17 protein-coding genes are annotated in these 18,881 nt (G+C 43.6%); 7 read left to right on the top strand and 10 right to left on the bottom strand.

Annotated features, from left to right (window positions below; genetic code table 11):
• Window positions 1-86: 86 nt before the first annotated feature.
• Complete coding sequence (yghU, locus tag H4W00_RS08900) at window positions 87-938, bottom strand: glutathione-dependent disulfide-bond oxidoreductase (RefSeq protein ID WP_209957371.1); 852 nt, start codon at window positions 936-938, stop codon at window positions 87-89.
• A 279-nt stretch (window positions 939-1,217) separates the two neighbouring features.
• Here yghU and H4W00_RS08895 point away from each other — a divergent pair, with 279 nt between their 5' ends.
• Complete coding sequence (locus H4W00_RS08895) at window positions 1,218-2,594, top strand: DHA2 family efflux MFS transporter permease subunit (RefSeq protein WP_209957369.1); 1,377 nt, start codon at window positions 1,218-1,220, stop codon at window positions 2,592-2,594.
• Between the two features lie 168 nt (window positions 2,595-2,762).
• Here H4W00_RS08895 and bfr (H4W00_RS08890) read toward each other — a convergent pair whose 3' ends face one another.
• The 3 genes from bfr (H4W00_RS08890) to H4W00_RS08880 all read right to left on the bottom strand — a co-directional run bounded on the left by bfr (H4W00_RS08890) (window position 2,763) and on the right by H4W00_RS08880 (window position 4,381).
• Window positions 2,763-3,245, bottom strand: coding sequence for a bacterioferritin (gene bfr / locus H4W00_RS08890; protein ID WP_209957367.1), 483 nt, complete (start codon window positions 3,243-3,245; stop codon window positions 2,763-2,765).
• Window positions 3,246-3,319: 74 nt separating this feature from the next.
• Window positions 3,320-3,808: a bacterioferritin gene (gene bfr / locus H4W00_RS08885; protein WP_209957365.1), complete on the bottom strand. Its 489-nt coding sequence runs from the start codon at window positions 3,806-3,808 to the stop codon at window positions 3,320-3,322.
• Window positions 3,809-4,189: 381 nt separating this feature from the next.
• On the bottom strand, window positions 4,190-4,381 hold the full coding sequence (locus H4W00_RS08880) for a (2Fe-2S)-binding protein (RefSeq protein ID WP_209957362.1): 192 nt from the start codon (window positions 4,379-4,381) through the stop codon (window positions 4,190-4,192).
• 723 nt (window positions 4,382-5,104) lie between these two features.
• Between H4W00_RS08880 and H4W00_RS08875 the strand changes: the two genes are divergently transcribed.
• On the top strand, window positions 5,105-5,416 hold the full coding sequence (locus H4W00_RS08875; protein WP_209957360.1) for an ArsR/SmtB family transcription factor: 312 nt from the start codon (window positions 5,105-5,107) through the stop codon (window positions 5,414-5,416).
• 285 nt (window positions 5,417-5,701) lie between these two features.
• Here H4W00_RS08875 and H4W00_RS08870 read toward each other — a convergent pair whose 3' ends face one another.
• The 5 genes from H4W00_RS08870 to H4W00_RS08850 form a co-directional block, all read right to left on the bottom strand.
• Complete coding sequence (locus H4W00_RS08870; RefSeq protein ID WP_209957358.1) at window positions 5,702-6,424, bottom strand: sulfate/molybdate ABC transporter ATP-binding protein; 723 nt, start codon at window positions 6,422-6,424, stop codon at window positions 5,702-5,704.
• 135 nt (window positions 6,425-6,559) lie between these two features.
• The gene (gene cysW / locus H4W00_RS08865) at window positions 6,560-7,480 is read right to left on the bottom strand and encodes a sulfate ABC transporter permease subunit CysW (RefSeq protein WP_209957356.1); all 921 of its coding nucleotides are present in this window, start codon (window positions 7,478-7,480) and stop codon (window positions 6,560-6,562) included.
• A 1-nt stretch (window position 7,481) separates the two neighbouring features.
• The gene (cysT, locus tag H4W00_RS08860; protein WP_442793133.1) at window positions 7,482-8,366 is read right to left on the bottom strand and encodes a sulfate ABC transporter permease subunit CysT; all 885 of its coding nucleotides are present in this window, start codon (window positions 8,364-8,366) and stop codon (window positions 7,482-7,484) included.
• A gap of 216 nt (window positions 8,367-8,582) precedes the next feature.
• Entirely contained in the window at window positions 8,583-9,692 is a 1,110-nt protein-coding gene (locus tag H4W00_RS08855) for a sulfate ABC transporter substrate-binding protein (RefSeq protein ID WP_209957354.1), read from the bottom strand.
• A 164-nt stretch (window positions 9,693-9,856) separates the two neighbouring features.
• The gene (locus tag H4W00_RS08850) at window positions 9,857-10,936 is read right to left on the bottom strand and encodes a sulfate ABC transporter substrate-binding protein (RefSeq protein WP_442966466.1); all 1,080 of its coding nucleotides are present in this window, start codon (window positions 10,934-10,936) and stop codon (window positions 9,857-9,859) included.
• Window positions 10,937-11,413: 477 nt separating this feature from the next.
• Between H4W00_RS08850 and H4W00_RS08845 the strand changes: the two genes are divergently transcribed.
• Window positions 11,414-11,950 carry a hypothetical protein gene (locus tag H4W00_RS08845; protein WP_209957350.1) on the top strand — a complete coding sequence of 179 codons (537 nt, stop codon included), beginning with the start codon at window positions 11,414-11,416 and terminating at the stop codon, window positions 11,948-11,950.
• Window positions 11,951-12,138: 188 nt separating this feature from the next.
• Here the strand turns inward: H4W00_RS08845 and sat are convergent, their stop codons facing one another.
• Window positions 12,139-13,392 carry a sulfate adenylyltransferase gene (gene sat / locus H4W00_RS08840; RefSeq protein WP_209957346.1) on the bottom strand — a complete coding sequence of 418 codons (1,254 nt, stop codon included), beginning with the start codon at window positions 13,390-13,392 and terminating at the stop codon, window positions 12,139-12,141.
• Between the two features lie 404 nt (window positions 13,393-13,796).
• Here sat and H4W00_RS08835 point away from each other — a divergent pair, with 404 nt between their 5' ends.
• From H4W00_RS08835 to cobA, 4 genes are all read left to right on the top strand, one after another.
• A complete protein-coding gene (locus tag H4W00_RS08835; protein WP_209957344.1) occupies window positions 13,797-15,482 on the top strand; it encodes a nitrite/sulfite reductase in 1,686 nt (561 codons plus the stop codon).
• Window positions 15,475-16,077, top strand: a complete 603-nt coding sequence (locus H4W00_RS08830) for a DUF934 domain-containing protein (protein WP_209957342.1) — start codon at window positions 15,475-15,477, stop codon at window positions 16,075-16,077. The genes H4W00_RS08835 and H4W00_RS08830 overlap by 8 nt, the downstream gene beginning before the upstream one ends.
• A 110-nt stretch (window positions 16,078-16,187) precedes the next feature.
• Window positions 16,188-16,826, top strand: coding sequence for a phosphoadenosine phosphosulfate reductase domain-containing protein (locus H4W00_RS08825; RefSeq protein WP_209957339.1), 639 nt, complete (start codon window positions 16,188-16,190; stop codon window positions 16,824-16,826).
• A gap of 275 nt (window positions 16,827-17,101) precedes the next feature.
• A complete protein-coding gene (gene cobA, locus H4W00_RS08820; RefSeq protein ID WP_209957338.1) occupies window positions 17,102-18,850 on the top strand; it encodes a uroporphyrinogen-III C-methyltransferase in 1,749 nt (582 codons plus the stop codon).
• The last annotated feature ends 31 nt before the right edge of the window (window positions 18,851-18,881 follow it).

Here is an 18,881-nt window from a genome sequence, read left to right as displayed (position 1 = left end):
TAAAAGTGAAGGTTAATAAGTAAGTTACTTATTAACCTTATTATTCGTATTACTTTTATTATCGACGTTTATTAACTGGTTGCCAATTAATCAAGGGGTTTCAACGTTAATGCTGCGGCTCGTTTTACCGCTGGGCGTTCAGCTATTTTTTTTGCCCAACGTTGTACATGTTCATAACTATCAACCTGTAAAAATTCAGCTGCATTATAAAGTTTGCCAAGTACCAGCTGGCCATACCATGCCCAAATAATGATGTCAGCAATGTTGTAGTCGGTTTCCTCGTTACCACACATATACTCATGATCTTTTAAATGGATATCTAATACATCGAGTTGACGTTTAGTCTCCATAGCGTAGCGATTGATAGGGTATTCCATCGGTTCGGGTGCATAAGCATAAAAATGCCCAAATCCGCCACCTAAGAAAGGCGTACTACCCATCTGCCACATAAACCAAGACAAGCATTCTGCCCGCGCCTCACCTTGTGACTCATTATGCATGGGGACAAATTTGCCAAATTTTTCAGCTAGGTACCATAAAATGGCACCCGACTCGAAAAGCCTGATAGGCTTGCCAGATTCAGAGTGATCCACTAGTGCAGGAATTTTAGAATTAGGATTAATAGCAACGAAGTCTGAACCAAACTGATCGCCTTGAGAGATATCGATTTTGTAGGCATCGTAGGCCGCCTCTTTTATGCCAAGTTCATCCAACTCTTCTAGTAGAATATTGACCTTAACGCCATTCGGCGTATTCAACGAATAAAGCTGTAGCGGCGCCTCACCTACTGGCAAGTCTTGCTGTTGGCGTGAACCGGCCGTTGGACGATTGATACTGGAGAACTGGCCTCCATTTTCTTTATCATTGGTCCAAACTTTAGGTGGCGTATAGTTATTATTCTGTGCACTGGTATTCGTTTGGTTACTATCATTACTCATAAGATATCCTGTAGCTTGATGGGTACCCTACTATAGTTAACGGTTAGCTACTTCATAAAGCCCTCTCATGTAATTAATGTATCTATTTTTAAACTGAGTTTTACAACAGACGGTAATCTAGGTTTTAAATGGCGCTTTTCTTACCAACTTTTTGAGCCCACTGCGTTACAATGTGCTGTTAGTGTTTATAAGCGTGAGGTCATTAGAGATGTTGTTAGCTGTAGCAATCTCTAAACAGACATAGCCTTTGGTATGAGAGATAGAGATGATGATTTCAGTATGGTGACATTAACAGCAACCCAAACTAAATACCTGCCATACGTGCTAGCAGTGGCGCTGTTTATGCAGATTCTAGATGCCACTATCTTAAATACGTCACTGCCGCAAATGGCGCAAGCGCTTGGTGAGTCGCCACTCAAAATGCAGTGGGCGGTGATCAGCTATGCCTTGACCTTAGCTATATTTATTCCTATTAGTGGGTTTTTAGCGGATAAATATGGGACGCGGCGGGTATTTTTATCTGCAATTATTATCTTCTGTATTGGCTCACTATTATGTGCCGCCTCTCCTACCTTAGACTTTCTGATTGGTTCGCGCATTGTACAAGGCATCGGTGGCGCAATGATGACACCGGTCGCACGTCTAATTTTGGTCAAGTCCTATCCGCGCAATCAGCTGTTAACGGTGATGAACTTTGCAGTGATTCCAGCCTTGATCGCCCCTTTAGTTGGACCTTTACTAGGCGGTTACATAGTGCAGTATGCCAGTTGGCATTGGATATTTTTGATTAACATTCCAATGGGAGTATTGGGCTTTGTGTTAGGCAGAAAGCTGGTACCGGCACTATTTGAGGATACCAAACGTCTGGATTGGGCAGGTTTTGTGTTATTTGCAGCAGCGGCTTGTGGGTTTACACTAGCGGTTGAGTTCGGTGCGCAGACTGGTCGTGGGCTATATGGCTTAATGCTTGCCCTAACAGCCACCGTCCTAATCGGGGTTTATGTTTGGCACGCCAAACGTCAACCAGCACCGCTATTTCCCTTGAGTTTGTTCGACATCCGTACTTTTCGCATTGGTATTACCGGTAACTTGTTTACGCGCCTTGGCATCAGCGCAGTGCCTTTTCTACTGCCGCTATTACTACAAGTGGTGTTTGAATATTCTCCCTCGCAAGCAGGTTGGCTACTCGCTCCTATCGCTGTGGGTGCGATAGGAATCAAACCTTGGGTGAGTAAACTTATTCAGCGCTATAGCTATCGTACTGTGCTGGTCTATAACACCTTTTTGATGGGTGTCTTGATTATCGTGTTGGCACAGTTTAGCGACTCATCACAATGGCCCTGGTTCATACCTATTTTGACGATAATGGGCGCTTGCAACTCCATGCAATTTAGCGCGATGAACACCATTACTATTGGCGATCTAGAAGGCACGCAAACCAGTAGCGGTAACAGTCTCATGGCGGTCAATCAGCAGCTGGCCATTAGCTTTGGTATTGCGTTTGGTGCCGCAATGCTTATTTTACTGCGTGAGCGGCTACAGTTTGATACCTTAATGGCATTTCAAACCACTTACTGGATATTAGGTAGTCTAACCATTCTATCAGGACTGTATTTTTTACGTCTCAAACCAGAAGATGGACGCGGACTTTATTGATACAGTTTGGCAATGATAGACCATTAAAAAATAATAACTTACAGCAAGTTACTGAATCTCGGCCACAAAAAAGCCAGTGAGCACTCTATATAAAATAAAGCATTGGCTGGCAAGTTTAAGCAATATTATCCGGTTTAAACGACCTGAGACATTTCGATATTTTATTATCTAAGGCGCGCTATCATCATCAATTTGCGATTGGATGTAATTCTGTACCCCAAGATCTTGAATCAAGTCTTCTTGAGTCTCTAACCAATCTTGATATTCTTCATTACCATCTTTAAGTATGATCAGTAACTTACGTGATACATAGTCATGACGCTCTTCACATAACGTGATGGCATCAGTAATGATATCGAACTTTTGCTGTTCTAAGCAGAGATTACCATTGATAATCTCTGGTACGTCTTCACCCACAAACACTTTACCCAAATCTTGTAAATTTGGTAGGCCCTCTAACAGTAAAATTCGCTCAATCAAATCATCTGACCATTTCATTTCTTGGATAGACTGATGATATAGAGAGTCATTGAGTGACTCAAGTCCCCAGTGCCTTGCTATGCGGGCATGCAAGAAATACTGGTTAATAGCTATTAGAGACTGTCCTAGAACCTTGTTTAGAGCCCGAATAACGTCTTTGTCACCTTTCATAACTTTTCTTCCTTTATGATTACCTGCTAAGCTCAATATCCCATCATACCTGTCAAGATCCATAATATTAGAATCTAAGCGAGATTAGGCGGCACTTCAGCCATTTGACTTTGTAGGTAATTAGGCAGACCTATCATATCAATCAGGCGCAGCTGCTGCTCGAGCCAATGGGCATGATCTTCTTCGGTGTCTTTGAGCTGTCCAACCAGCATTTCACGGGTCACATAGTCATGCTCTGTTTCACATATCGCGATACCATCTTTTAGATGCTGTTGTACTTCATATTCAAGATTGAGATCGAGCTGCAGCATCTCAGGAACTGTGCTACCGATATGAATGTCATTGACAGTCATCTTTGGCGTACCGCTAAGCATTAAGATACGGCGGATAATGGCTTGTGCATGCGCGGTCTCGTCTTGCATCTCATGGCTAATGCGATCGTACAGCTTGCCATAATACCATTCAGCATACATCTCAGAATGGATAAAATACTGGTCACGAGCAGCCAGCTCACCACCTAACAAGAAGTTTAAATAATCAATTACTTTTTGGCTACCTATCATAACGTACACTCCTATGGCTTTACCTGCTAGTTTACCCTGCATTCACACAATTAACTTCAAAACAGTTATTTTCTTTGAACGGTTTAGTAAAATTAATTTTAGTGAAGTCGACTAAAATTTTGTAGATATAGGTTAACATACAGGCCTAGTAGAGCCTGTAACGTTATGAACTAAGAATAAGATAACAGTTGAGAATCATAATCAACTGGCATTATTGATAACGGTTCAATAGGGCTTTATGACAAACAGATAGGGGTTTAGACGTTACTCATATAGGCGACGACCGCCCTACTTTTAATGGACAATCAATAAGCAGTAATCATGCAGATTTACTAGGCTTCGGTCAAATGAGTACATAAGGGTGGTCTGAATAGACGATGCCTAGACGGCATAAGCTAGGACATCAAGTTTGGCATGATGTTCATCCAGGTAATCATTAACCATGGGCTCACAGCAGCCGCAGCAAGTGGCAACGTCAAGCGTGTCTTTTAACCCATCAAGGGTATCGATACCTGAGGCAATGGCTGCCTGAATTTGCTTTTCTTTCACGTTATTACAGATGCATACGTACATGTGCTTGCTCCTATAGTGATTATTATTTTCACTTATGCTCATTCTTTAAGCCAAACGCTTGTATTTGGGGAGTAATGTCCCTATAAACGACTATTGGCGAATAGATAAGTTACTTAACAATCAATATGTTACCACTTTTGACTTAGTGATGATTATAATAACGATAATTATTACTATTTACAATGACTTTTAGAAAAAAAGTTACTAAAAGCAGAATCGAAAGCATTTTTTGCTACTATCTTGATGAATCTGATATTCAAATAACAGCATGATTGCTTATTCTAATATGGATACTTGCAATAACAGAAAATTATTACAAGCCGCCACCGTTTAATTTTATACTGAGGCTATTGTTATAAGTTATAAACAGTAGTGAAATTATGATGAAAGGTAGTAAAATTGCGATAAAGTGTAAATTAAGTCGTTTATTAATCGATATCATCTGTAACTGCTGTTATATTGATCTCTTAATACTTAAAGGTCGATAGTTGTTTTAGGTATAAAACTGCGGTCTGATTATTTAGCAAGCGACTTGTTTATAGACCTCTTGTACGCTATCGGCACCACCATCCGCGATGGTCACATTTTTGTCAAATTTTTTTATGTTTCATCGCATTCTATGCGCCCTCTTCTTGGATTATTAGTTGTTGAACTGATAGACAAGAGGATTAATTATAAGTTTTTAATGGGCGTAACAATATATTTGGTATTTGGAAATATTCTATGTCCGATCATAAATTTACGATACAACCTCTTGATCTATTTAAAGTGTTGTCTGATCCCACTCGTCTGAAGCTGTTTCAGATTTTATTTAAGAAAGAAGCTCGCTGTGTGGGCGAGCTGGTTGAACTACTTGATCAGCCGCAGCCGACCATATCTAGACATTTGAACCATCTCAAAAAATTAGGCATTCTTAATTGTGTGCGTGATGGTACGTGGATGTGGTACGAAGTAGCAGATGACCTCCCAGAATGGTGTCACACTATTTTAGAAACCACCTATGATACTTTGCTTAAGCAAGTGGACAGACACTAATGACTGAATTAGAGTCGTAACTCGCCCTTTCTATCACCATAAAAAAAGACCTACAGCTGTAGGTCTTTTTTTATGGTTAAAACAAATAATAATTAAGTGCTAAAGTTAAAGTACCTTAAAAACGCTATGGTACTGCTGCTATAAGCTTTTTGCAGCCTCTGTCTGCGTAGGCACAGCAAGCAAGAAAAACGTATGCCAGCAGTAGGTTATGTATCAATATTACTTTTCATTGACTATATAGCTAATGCAGCGATAAACCACATTCAAGCCAGCTTACATTATAGTTTAGGTTAGGTCTAAAAAGTCACTGACAAAGGCGTTGGATGGATTGTGGAACAATGACTCTGGAGTCCCTACTTGCTCAACACGACCCTGATTCATGACCACAATCTCATCAGATACAGCGCGCGCTTCTTCTTGGTCATGAGTAACCATAATACTAGTAATACCGAGCTCATGATGGATATCTTTTAGCCAGGTGCGCAGCTCTTTACGTACTTTAGCATCGAGCGCGCCAAAGGGCTCATCGAGTAATAATAGCTTCGGCTTTACCGCTAGCGCACGCGCCAGCGCAATACGTTGACGCTGACCGCCTGAGAGCTGATGCGGATAAGCATTGGCAATTTGCGGTAACTGTACTAAATCTAATAACTCTGCCACGCGCTTATTAATGTCGGCTTTGTTCGGTCGCTCATGTTTCGGTAATAAGGTCAGCCCAAATGCCACGTTATCCGCGATGTTTTTATGACGAAACAGCGCATAGTTCTGAAACATAAAGCCGATATGGCGTTTTTGCACAGGGGTATTAGTGACATCGACTTCGTCAAACAGTACCTGCCCTGAGTCGGCATACTCTAGCCCAGCAATGATACGCAGCAAGGTGGTTTTACCACAGCCAGAAGGGCCCAATAATGTAGTCATCTTACCAGTAGGTACGGTGACACTGATATCATTTAAGGCCGCAAAATTGCCAAACTTTTTATCAACGTTTCTAATCTCGATGCTCATAGCGGTATCTCTTATTATCTCTCATGTTGGGTCTTTTGCAGCGTGGCAATGGCAGCTTGGTAATAATAGTGCGGTAATTGCCTATTGGCTGAGCGATCTTGCAAGCGATCAGTCAATGCTATGGTTCAAATGTTGTTATTTCTTTTCAACCGTCGCATTAGCACTGACTGGTAGTTTGGGTGCACTGACCAACCGTTCAGACTTGGCAAATTTGCGCTCTTGGTACTTAGTCATCACTTGTTGGACCAGTAGTGTGATTAAGGCCAAACCAGCAAGTAGGCTTGATAAAGCAAAGGCGGCGGTAAAGTTATAATCATTATAAGCAACTTCCACCAACAACGGCATGGTGTTGGTCTCACCGCGAATATGACCGGAGACCACACTAACTGCACCAAATTCGCCCATCGCCCGTGCATTAGTCAAGATCAAACCGTATAACAATGCCCATTTAATATTAGGTAAGGTTATGTGCCAAAACGTTTGCCAACCGGTGGCGCCTAGTGTCAATGCCGCTTGTTCCTCAGAGTCACCTTGGGTTTGCATTAAGGGTATCAGCTCGCGCGCCACAAAGGGGAAAGTCACAAATAAAGTTGCCAACACAATACCGGGGACCGCATAAATAATCTGTATACCCATGCTTTCAAGCCAGCCACCAACGGTAGAGTTGAGACCAAATAACAGGATAAACATCAAGCCGGCGACCACTGGTGACACCGAAAATGGTAAATCAAGCAAGGTCGTGACTAGCTGTTTGCCTCTAAATTGATAACGGGTTACTAGCCAAGCAATTGCTACGCCCATCACCATATTGATAGGCAGTACAATAGCAGCAGTGATTAGGGTTAGTTTGATCGCTTGCAGGGCTTCTGGGTCGACCAGCGAGGCAATATAAAGCTGCCAGCCGCCTTTTAAGGCCTCATAAAACACCGCAAGTAGCGGCACTACTAACATGATAATCATGAATAATACGGCAATGATGATAAAAGTGCGTCTAATCCATGGCGTATCTCTGGTCGCAGGGTTACTTTGGTAGTCGTAGCTATTGGCTATTTGCATCTTAGCGAGCTCCTACGCGGCGCGACAGTTTCCACTGTACGATATTAATGGTCAATAGAATAACAAACGAGATCATTAGCATAAATAACGCCACCGCTGAAGCACCCTGAATATCAAACTGCTCTAATTTACTGATAATAATCAATGGCAAAATTTCAGACTCCATCGGAATGTTACCCGCAATAAAAATCACTGAGCCGTACTCGCCAGTCGCGCGCGCAAACATCATACCTGCACCCATGAGTAATGCTGGCATCAGCTCTGGTAACAGAACTTTGCGAAAAGTAGCCAGACGGTTGGCACCTAATACCGCCGAAGCCTCTTCAAATTCGACCGACAACTCTGCTAATACTGGTTGAACGGCACGCACAATAAATGGAAAGCTGACCACCACTAACGCGAGCCAAATACCTATAGGGGTAAAAGCCACTTGGATGTCAAACTTTTCAAACCATTGACCAATGAGACCGTTTGGCGCATACAAGGTGGCAAGCGAAATACCCGTGACCGCCGTGGGTAGCGCAAAAGGCAAATCGACCAAGGCATTAATTAAGGATTTGCCCCAAAATTCATAACGTACCAATACCCAAGCTACCAGCGTGCCGAACACCATATTGGTCAACATCGCCAAAAAGGACATCCATAAGCTCAGCTTGATAGCCGCCATGACCTGAGGTTGACTGATAGTCTCCCAAAATCCGCTCCAGCCCATTTGACTGGTGGTATAGGCCATCATTGCAAACGGTAATACCACCAATAACGACAAGCTAAAGACGGTGATGCCCATGCTCAGACCAAACCCTGGCAGCACGTTGCGCTGGCGCATGCGGGTCAGCCAGCCCTTTTTATTACTAGGTTTGCTGGCGGGAGAAGTTGTTGCACTCATAGTGATGTCCTATTGCTATAGCCTAGCTAATAATACTTATCGTTGCGACCATGCTGTCGTATGATGTTACCTATGCGTCGAACTCGGTATAAGCTCACGGCTTAAAGGAAATAAGGACATAGCGCGGTAAGCCATGTCCTTATTAACGCGTTATTAAGTTCGATTGTTGCAGCGGGTGTATTACTGAGACGCTATCTAAATAATCGTTGCAAAAACTTATTGCGGCGCATTAATCGCTAATTGATCAAATACCCCACCATCGCTGAAGTAAGTACCCATGATGTCATCCCATGAGCCAAAAGCTTCATTCGGACTGAAGGTATCAATCGGTGGTAATTTATCACCGTTTTTGTCAAGAACGCTTTTTACACTAGGACGCAAGTAAAGGTTAGCGGCCAATTGCTGGGCCGGCTCACTCCATAAGTAATCAAGATAGGCTTTTGCGGCGTCAGTGGTACCTTTTTTATCGGTAACGGCTTTCACAATAGCGACCGGACTTTCAGATTTGATAGAATACTTAGGATAAACAATGTCTACTTTACCCGCACCAAAATCAGTAGCGGCAAGGTTGGCTTCGTTTTCAAAGGTAATCAACACATCACCGATACCGCGCTGGACAAAGGTAGTGGTCGCTGCACGCCCGCCATTCTCATAAACTTTCACATTTTTGAGCATCTCTCTAACGTATTTTTTGGCAGGGGCTTCTTCGTTATTAAAAGCATGAAGGCCATAGCCATAAGCGCCTAAGAATGCGTAGCGACCATTACCGGTCACTTTCGGGTTGGCCATGACTATCTCAAGGCCAGGCTGGGTTAAATCTTCCCAGTCTTTAATATTCTTAGGATTGCCTTTACGGACTAAGAATACGATAGTGCTGGTAAAAGGTACCGCATTGTCCGGAAACTGCCCTTCCCAGTCGCTATCTACTAAGCCTTTTTTCTCAAGTAATTCAATGTCTGAGCCTTGGTTCATGGTCGCCACATCGGCTTGTAAGCCACTAGCAATAGACAAGGCCTGCTTGCTGGAACCGCCATGAGACTGATTGACGGTCACATTACTGTCTGGGTTTTCAGCTTTATAATGTTCAACGAATAGTGGGTTATAGTCTTTATAAAAATCGCGAGCCACATCATAAGAGACGTTTAGTAGCTCGATATTTTGACCTGCTGTTGGGGTGCCGTCAGCATTGGTAGCTTGTTCATTATTGCTACAGCCTGCAAGCCCCAAGGTCATCGCCACGCCAGTAATACTTAATACCCCAAGCGCTTTATTTTTATAAGGGCTGGATTTTTTGCCTAGCGCTTTTCCTGCTGCGTAAGTTGTCATAAGTGCCTCAATGTAATATATGATGTAATGCCGTTATGCTAACAGCGCTAGCTTATTATGTTTAATGATGAATATGCGTATGTTATTGCCAAAATGGAATAACAAGATTGTATTAATCATCTATAAAAAATAGTGGTTATTTTGTAGTTGTCAGCCAAAAAAGACTATTGACGACGTGCCAGCCGATCATACAGTCCGCCATCGACAAAAATAGTGTCCATAATCTGCTCCCAAGATCCAAACACCGCCACCGGCTCAAAGGTATCGATATTAGGCAGTGTATTTTTATTGGCAGCCAACACTTCTTTATCACTGGGGCGTAGATACATCTGCGCCATCAGCTGTTGCGCCGGCTTATCCCATAGACCTTTTAGATAAGCGTTTGCCGCGTCTGTGCTACCGTTTTTATCGGCGACAGTTTTGACCACCGCCACCGGATTATTAATAGCGATAGAATAGCTGGGATAAACAATCTCAACCCTACCTTTAGCAAATTCCTTAACGGCTAAATGCGCCTCATTTTCGGTCGTAATGAGCACATCACCTAGCATGCGCTGGGTAAAGCTGGTGGTCGCAGCCCGGGCGCCATTGTCATAAGTAACCACATTTGCCAATAGATCTTTGATATAGGCATTGGTTTGGGTTGGCAATGGTTCTTTCATGGACATAGACTCTTTAAAATGATGCAAGCCATAGCCATAGGCACCCAAAAAAGCATAACGCGCAGTGCCGCTGGTCTTCGGATTTGGCATCACAACCTCGACACCAGTACGTGCCAAGTCTTGCCAATCTTGAATATTCTTAGGATTTCCCGTCCGGACTAACAGCACCATGGTACTGGTATAAGGTACGGCATTGTTCGGTAGCGCCTGTTGCCAGTCAGAGGCGACCAGCCCTTTTTCTACTAACAGATTCATATCAGTATTTTGATTGAAGGTCACCACATCTGCTTGTAGGCCATTCGCGACTGACAGTGCTTGTTTGCTTGAACCGCCATGTGATTGGTTGACAGCCACTTTACTACCCGGATACTTCGCCTTATAGGCCGTACTAAACAATGTGTTATATTCTCTATAAAAATCGCGCGACACATCATAAGAGACGTTCAGTAAATCGACATCTTGATTCGTACTAGCCGCCTGATTCGCAGGGTCACCATCTTGGGTTGCTTGGGTTGGACTGCAGCCAGCCAGCAATATTACCGCGGTAACCGCGCCACTTATTGCTAAAAATCGCGGAGACATACGGGTCTGAGCGGACACTAAAGAATGCAAAGAAGGATTAGTGTGGGGTAATACTTTGATAGCTTTGGCGAGGTGTCGCATGGTAGCTCTCTATAAAGTTAAGTTTATTATATGAGTGTTATTAAACCGTTTTTTATGACAATATTTATTGAGATAAAAATTATAGGGTAAAATCTGATACCGTTATGGTTAACAATAGTCATGCTAGCAGCTTGTGTGGGTAGCGCTTAATGATAAAACCGCTTATCAAGTGATTAACTTGGCATAAGTACGGGTCATTGATATTTTTAAATATTTTATTTTGCTATTCATTCTGCTAATGGGTGATGTGCTACGATTATAGTTACATAGTGTTATGGCTTATAATTTAGACTGTGGCATACTTTAACTGCCCAGCAGCTGGCTTTTAACCCCGCCTTTTCTACCAACTACAAATGCACCATTTTTATGATAACTTTATGATGACAAGGCCTACCTATGATCAAAAACCTACGTAGTCGTTTATCCTTTTTTACGAGAACCTCCTTCCCTATAACCATTGCCGCTCTTGTCGCTTTGACCAGTTGCAGTGCACTGACGCCAACCAGTCCAGATATGGCTGAAAATACAGCGTCAGAGACTCAAAAACCCGCCGTACTCACGACAGCCGTACAAACTGTGATCGGTGACTACGTCTCTGATGGTTATGATAAACGCACACAAGGTTATGATTGGGTTAGCGTGATGGTGCGACCTTCTGGCAACGCTGAAATAGATATCAAAGTACGCGCGCGTGCCGATATCAAGCAGCCCAGTTGTAGCTTTGATGGCACTGCTAAATTGATGGGCCAAGACAATGCACATGGGGTCATTTTTCAGACTGTCGCTAACGATAGCCTGACTTTTTTGCAGTTTAAAGAGGGCGTGTTAACCATCGATAGCCAAGACAAGTATGCGTTGAATTATTTTTGTGCTGGTGGCGCGACCTTAGCGGGCGATTATCAAAAGCTTGCTGGTAATTTGAAACTCAGCTAAAAGCTACAATAGGCAAACTTATAACAATAAAAAGGTGCCAGACTTACCGTCTGACACCTTTTTATTGAGTACTACATAAAATAGATACCGTGTCTTAACTCGTACAGTTCTACCGCGACAGAGGCTGCAAAAATTTCTTCCAGCTATACTATAACTGTCTTAAAATAGACTCATTCCACATCACATGATTATACTGCAGACGCACCAGTTAGTTTAACTTCAGCACGTTCTTCTTTTGCAATATTGGCATAGTAGCGACGCAAAACATCCAACACTTCTGGACGGCTAAAGTTATCTGGGACATCTTTATCTTCAGATAACGCCTTGCGCAGCTTGGTACCCGATACTTTCACATGCTGACTGGCATCATGTGGGCAGGTTTTGCTAGAGGCCATAGCGCTACAAGCATTACACCAAAACGTCCAATCTATTTTTAACGGCTGAGTAATTAGGTCGTCTTTTTCTAACGTCTCAAAAATAGTTTGCGCATCAAAGGCACCATAATAATCACCAACACCAGCATGGTCACGACCAACAATCAGATGGCTACAACCATAGTTTTGACGAAATAGCGCATGCAATAAGGCTTCACGGGGGCCCGCATAACGCATGTCTAGTGGATAGCCGGCTTGAATGACCGTATCTTGTTTAAAGTAATTGTCAATTAAGGTCTTAATGGCTTCTTGACGCACGTCGGCTGGAATATCACCGGGTTTGAGTGCGCCTAACAATGAATGTACCAATACCCCATCACAAATCTCGATGGCGATTTTGGCCAGGTATTCATGCGAGCGATGCATTGGATTGCGGGTTTGGAAGGCCGCAACCGTTTTCCAGCCTTTGTCCGCAAAAATTTGACGGGTTTGCTCAGGGGTTTTATAAGTCTCAGGATAAAGCGTTGGAAACTCACCTTCACTTAACACCTCAACACGACCCGCAATATTGACCTGGTCTTGGTTTAACACTTGCTGAACGCCCGGATGTTCACTGTCTATAGTGGTAAATACTTGCTGGCACTCATGTGCTTTATCGATGGTATAGGTTTCTTCTACCGTCAAGATGCCCATGACCTCACCATTTTCAGCAACCAACGCGACTTTATCGCCTTGATTCAAATGATCAGCAGTCGCTTGAGGTGCGGATAAGGTAATTGGAATGGGCCAAAACAGACCAGCGTTAGCGCCGGTCTGCAAGTGCATGTTATCAACCACCCCTTGCCAATCCGCCTGATTCATAAAACCGTCAAGTGGGGTGAAACCGCCAATACCAAGCATGATCAAATCACCACGCTCGCGTGAGCTTAAAGTAATTTGTGGCAAGGTGCTGGCCAGTGTCAGCGCCTGTGTATGTGCATCACCAGTTAATAGCAAGGGCTTAAGCTCGGCGCTGCCGTGTGGTGGGACTAGTTTAGGTTTTGCTACGGCTGCTATAGACTGTGTCATATTAATATCAGGGACCTCAAATAAGTGCTAGTGAAATAGGCAGTAAAAAACTGGGTAACAGGCGTATGGATTAAAGTGTCATTCAGGATGGTTAATGACTAGATATCCGTGCTGTTTTGCACGATATAGGTGTTATACATAGGCTACCTAACTTTCGTTATGAAAATTTATGCTGTGTTTGGATATGGATATGACTTAAAGGAATTTATATTTCGAGGCGCAAGCTTATATGATGTAAAGCTACGTGGTCTTAAGCTAATTTTTTGAGACCTCACTAACCTTTTTCTTAATGCTACTAGCTAGCACATGATTTTTGCCACGGCTCTTAGTGTTGCTTTATCGCATTGACATAGCGCACTTTTTGACACCACCTTCAAGTTTAAAAACAAAATTGAGATTACGTCATGTATCAATATAACTATGCTGACCAAGCTTTGGTTGAGGAACGGGTTGCGCAATTTCGCGATCAAACTCAGCGGTTTTTAGCCGGTGAGCTGCCAGAAGAGCAGTTTTTGCCGCTGCGCTTGCAAAACGGACTTTATATTCAGCGTTTTGCGCCCATGCTGCGTATTGCTATTCCTTATGGACTACTTGCCAGCTATCAATTGCGCAAACTGGCTGAAATCACCCGTTTGTATGACAAAGGCTACGGGCACTTCACCACTCGCACTAATATTCAGCTGAACTGGCCAAAAATAGAGGACGTTCCAGATATCCTAGCGCATTTGGCTTCGGTGCAAATGCATGCTATTCAGACTTCTGGTAACTGTATTCGTAATACCACGACCGACCCTTATGCCGGTATTCATCAAGCAGAGATTGCCGACCCGCGTCCGTATTGTGAAATTATTCGCCAGTGGTCGACTTTCCACCCAGAGTTTGCTTTTTTACCACGTAAATTTAAGATTGCGGTTATCGGTACGGAAAATGACCGCGCCGCGACCCAAGTACATGATGTTGGCTTGCATGTGAAAACCAATGATGACGGCGAAATTGGTTTTGAAGTGATCGTTGGTGGTGGGCTTGGACGTACGCCAGTGATTGGCAAAGTTATCAACAAATTTTTACCGCGTAAGCATTTGCTCAGTTACTTAGATGCCATTTTACGGGTCTATAACTTACATGGCCGCCGTGATAATAAATACAAAGCACGCATCAAGATATTGGTTGAAAGCATGGGCGGTCGCGAGTTTGCCAAACTGGTTGACGCAGAATGGGAGGCCCATACTAAAGATGGCGCCCTCACGTTAACGGATGATAATTTTGCCACTGCTAGCAGCTATTTTAGTGCCCCTGATTACCTTAATATCGATGCGTTACAAGTGCAATCTGAGCTGCAACAGCTATTGACCAGCAATCAAGACTTTGCCAACTGGTATACCCAAAATACGGTCGCACATAAAGTGGCTGGTTATCGCGCGGTAGTCATTTCTTTAAAAGCAGGCTTGGTTGAGGGTACTTATGTGCCCTCAGGCGACGTGAATGACGTACAAATGGATGCCCTAGCTGATTTGTCTGACCGTTATAGTTTTGGTGAGCTGCGTAGTACCTATGAGCAAAATCTAGTGTTCGCTGATGTGCAAGTTAGTCATTTGTATGAGCTATGGCAGCAATTGGCCAAGCTGAATTTAGCCCGTGCCAATATCAACACCCTAACCGACATGATTGTCTGCCCTGGTTGGGACCATTGCTCCCTTGCCAATGCGACTACCTACAATATCGCCGAACAAATCGAAAAGCAGTTCGATGACCTCGATTACTTATATGATCTAGGTGATATCCGCCTGAACATGTCGGGCTGTATGAATGCTTGCGCCCACCATCATGTGGGGGATATTGGTATTTTGGGGGTCGATAAGAAGGGCGAACACTGGTATCAAATCAGCCTTGGTGGCAACTCTAGTGATGATGCCAAGCTTGGAAAAATATTGGGCAGAGCTGTCCCTGCTGCTGATGTCGCCAGTACCTTGCAGATAATTTTAGACCTTTATCTTGAGATACGTGCTAAAAATGACAATGATGTTGAAGGCTTTGGCGACGTGATTACCCGCGTTGGTATTGCGCCATTTAAGGAGAAGGTCTATGGGTAATCACCAAGTACTCAACAGCAGCGGCATTAATATCAGTAGTCAAGATACCTGGTATGCCCTCACGACCGCTGAGCTGCCTGATGGTATTGCACTGACTCATATATCGCTACTGGAACTGCTACACAAACAAGAAAAACTCAATGTACTGCTACCATTTGCTGACTTATTGAGCGCTACTAATACGTTAGTGGGTGGTTTATTGCAACAAGTATATGAGCTCTTGATTCATCATACAGGCCGGCTTGGCGTTTGGATGACGGCTGACACCGATGCCGATGCGCTGGCAGGTTTGAGCGAGTTTTTATTGGCACAGGCACTGATTGTTGTTCATGTACCCGCCTTTACTGATGGTCGCGACTTTAGCTTTGTGCAAACGCTACGTCAATTAGGCTATAAGGGCGAGATTCGGATGGCAGGCGCATTTGGCCGCGACCAAATTGCATATCTGTTACGGGTCGGCGCGGACAGTTTTGTGCTAAGCGAACATGATATGAAATCTAGCACTGATTTTGATTTAAGCCAAGCGTTTACCGCGCTTGCCAGTGCTCATTCCGGACGTAGCGCCGCCAGCTTGCCCATGTTTAGCGGGGCTTAAAAAGCGATAGCATTCATCTCCACTTATTGTCAGCTTCTTAATTTAATATTTTCTTAATTTAACTTTAACTTTAACTTTAACTTTAACTTTAACTTTAACAAGGACACCATATGAGTCAATTACACCCAAATCTAGACCTTAATCAAGCCAATAAAGACTTGCAAGGTAAGTCGCCAGAAGACATCGTTGCCTGGGCGCTGAGTCAAGCGAGCAACCCAATTATTACTACTAACTTCCGTCCTTACGAATCTGCTATCTTACATTTGGTCGCCAAGCAACGCCCAGATATTACGGTGCTATGGGTAGATTCAGGCTATAACACTGACGCCACCTATCAGTTTGCTAACCAATTAATTAGTGATCTAGATTTAAACGTCATTACTTATATCCCAAAGCAAACCAGTGCTCATCGCGACGCGACCATGAATGGTATTCCCGGCATTGATAATCCACAACATGACGAATTCACTGACCAAGTCAAACTTGAGCCGTTCCGCCGTGCGCTTGACGAGTTAAAACCTGATGTCTGGTTTAATGCCATTCGTAAAGACCAAACTGAATTCCGTCAAGGTCTTGATGTGCTAAGTTTGTCTAAAGATGGCGTGTTAAAAGTAGCACCGTTATTTGAAAAAACTGATGCTGACTTAGACAGCTATTTAGCTGAAAATAATCTACCGAACGAGCTCGATTACTTTGATCCGACTAAGGTAGAAGAGAATCGTGAATGTGGTTTACATACCCAGCTATAATAGGCGAATGGTTAACTGATCATTGAAAAAGTTAATACTAAAAAATCCTGCTTAACCTCAATATCCTGCTCAACTCAATACAGGATGGTTAAGCGGGATTTTTTTATACCCTCCATTGTTTTATACTGCTATTCCTTTTCGCATCAAAAATTCCCATCATCATATCAAAAACGAATATGCTAATGCCAATACGCTAGGTGAGCATAAGCACGCAATGCCCCATAATAGTTTCATAAATTAATTGTAATTGACTGCAACCAACTAATGGTGACGATATGAACACCTTTCCGCTATTTTTTAAATTAGAAGGCCGCAAAGTGCTTATCGTTGGCGGCGGCGATGTGGCATTACGTAAAGCAGATTTGCTCAGTCGGGCTGGCGCGTGCATCACTATTCTTGCACCCGATATTTGCCCTGAACTACAGGCGCTGCTCACGAATGCTAAAGCTGGTAATAAACATTATCTGGTCTATGAAAATTATAATCAATCTTATATGACGGGTGCGCGCGTTATCATTGCTGGAACTGATGATGAAGCGCTCAACCAGCAAGTTCATGCCGATGCCACCGAATTAAATATTCCAGTCAACGTGGTCGATACCCCGCATTTATGTGATTTTATTTTTCCCGCTATTGTTGATCGCAATCCTATCGTGATTGGCATTTCCTCAAATGGTAAAGCGCCGGTGCTGGCACGTCTATTACGGGCGCGGTTAGAGACTTTAATACCCCAAGGCTATGGCAAGCTAGCCAAACTTGCTGGCGACTTTCGCGCAGAAGTTAAAACTAAAATACCAACCTTGACCGGACGCCGACAGTTTTGGGAACGTGCCTTTGAAGGTCAAGTCAGTGAATTGATGTTTGCTGGGAATGAGACCCAGGCATCGGCGCAGTTACAAGCAGACTTAGACAGCACTGCAGCTCAAATTATTAAAGACAATACGGTCCGAACCAGCTCATCTAATCTTACGAGCCAGCATGCGGACGGGCTAGAGACCCAAGCGATATCAGCGACTGCGCCAGTAATCGCGAATGAGTCAACGTCTAATGATCACAATAGTAGCCATGACATGACGGCCAAACCTGTACAACCCGTTGGTGAAGTTTATATCGTAGGCGCAGGACCAGGTGATCCAGAATTATTAACCTTTAAAGCGTTAAGGCTCATGCAACAAGCTGATATTGTGTTTTATGATGCGCTAGTATCCCCGCAAGTGCTAGATTTGTGCCGCCGTGATGCCGATAAAGTATTTGTTGGCAAGAAACGCAGCAACCATGCCGTCGCGCAGCTGGGTATCAATGAGCTATTGGTCAATGAAGCCAAACAAGGTCGACGCGTGGTAAGACTTAAAGGTGGTGATCCGTTTATCTTTGGCCGTGGCGGTGAAGAGATTGAGAGCTTACGTGCCCATAGCATCCCTTACCAAGTCGTTCCAGGAATTACTGCTGCTAATGCCGCTGCCAGTTATGCTGGCATTCCCCTTACCCACCGAGATCATTCGCAGTCAGTACGTTTTGTGACTGGTTTTTTAAAGGCTGGCGCGCCCAACGATAATTTCAAAAATCTACTTGATACCGATGAAACCGTAGTTTTCTATATGGGGCTACATTCGCTGCCACGTTTGACTGAAGGCTTGATTACAGCAGGACGCAGTGTTGATACCCCTATCGCTATCATCTCCAATGCCAGTATGCCCAATCAGCAAGTATTGACTGGTACGCTTGCCAGCATCGTTGCATTACAAGAACAACACCAGCTGCCCACGCCAGCGCTATTAATAATGGGTGATGTGGTCGCGCTACATCATGATTTGGCTTGGTACAACTTACACAATCAGCAGCATAATCAGAACGTTAGCGACACGGCTGATAACTGGTTACGTGAAGGTACGGCTGCTACGCCTAGAGATGACATGATATCTAGTAGTCAATCCACTCGCCAGCAAGCACATGCGCTATCGATGGTAGCCAATCTTGCTGAGCAAGAAAAAGGTGATAGTTTAGAGCAGCTAGTGATTGGTTAGCTTTACTATAAAAACAGCAATAAAAAACCAC

It is taken from the genome of Psychrobacter sp. PL19 (genome assembly GCF_017875835.1).
Classification (GTDB): domain Bacteria; phylum Pseudomonadota; class Gammaproteobacteria; order Pseudomonadales; family Moraxellaceae; genus Psychrobacter.
Note: the sequence above shows the minus strand (reverse complement) of the source record. Positions and strands in the feature narration are given on the sequence as shown.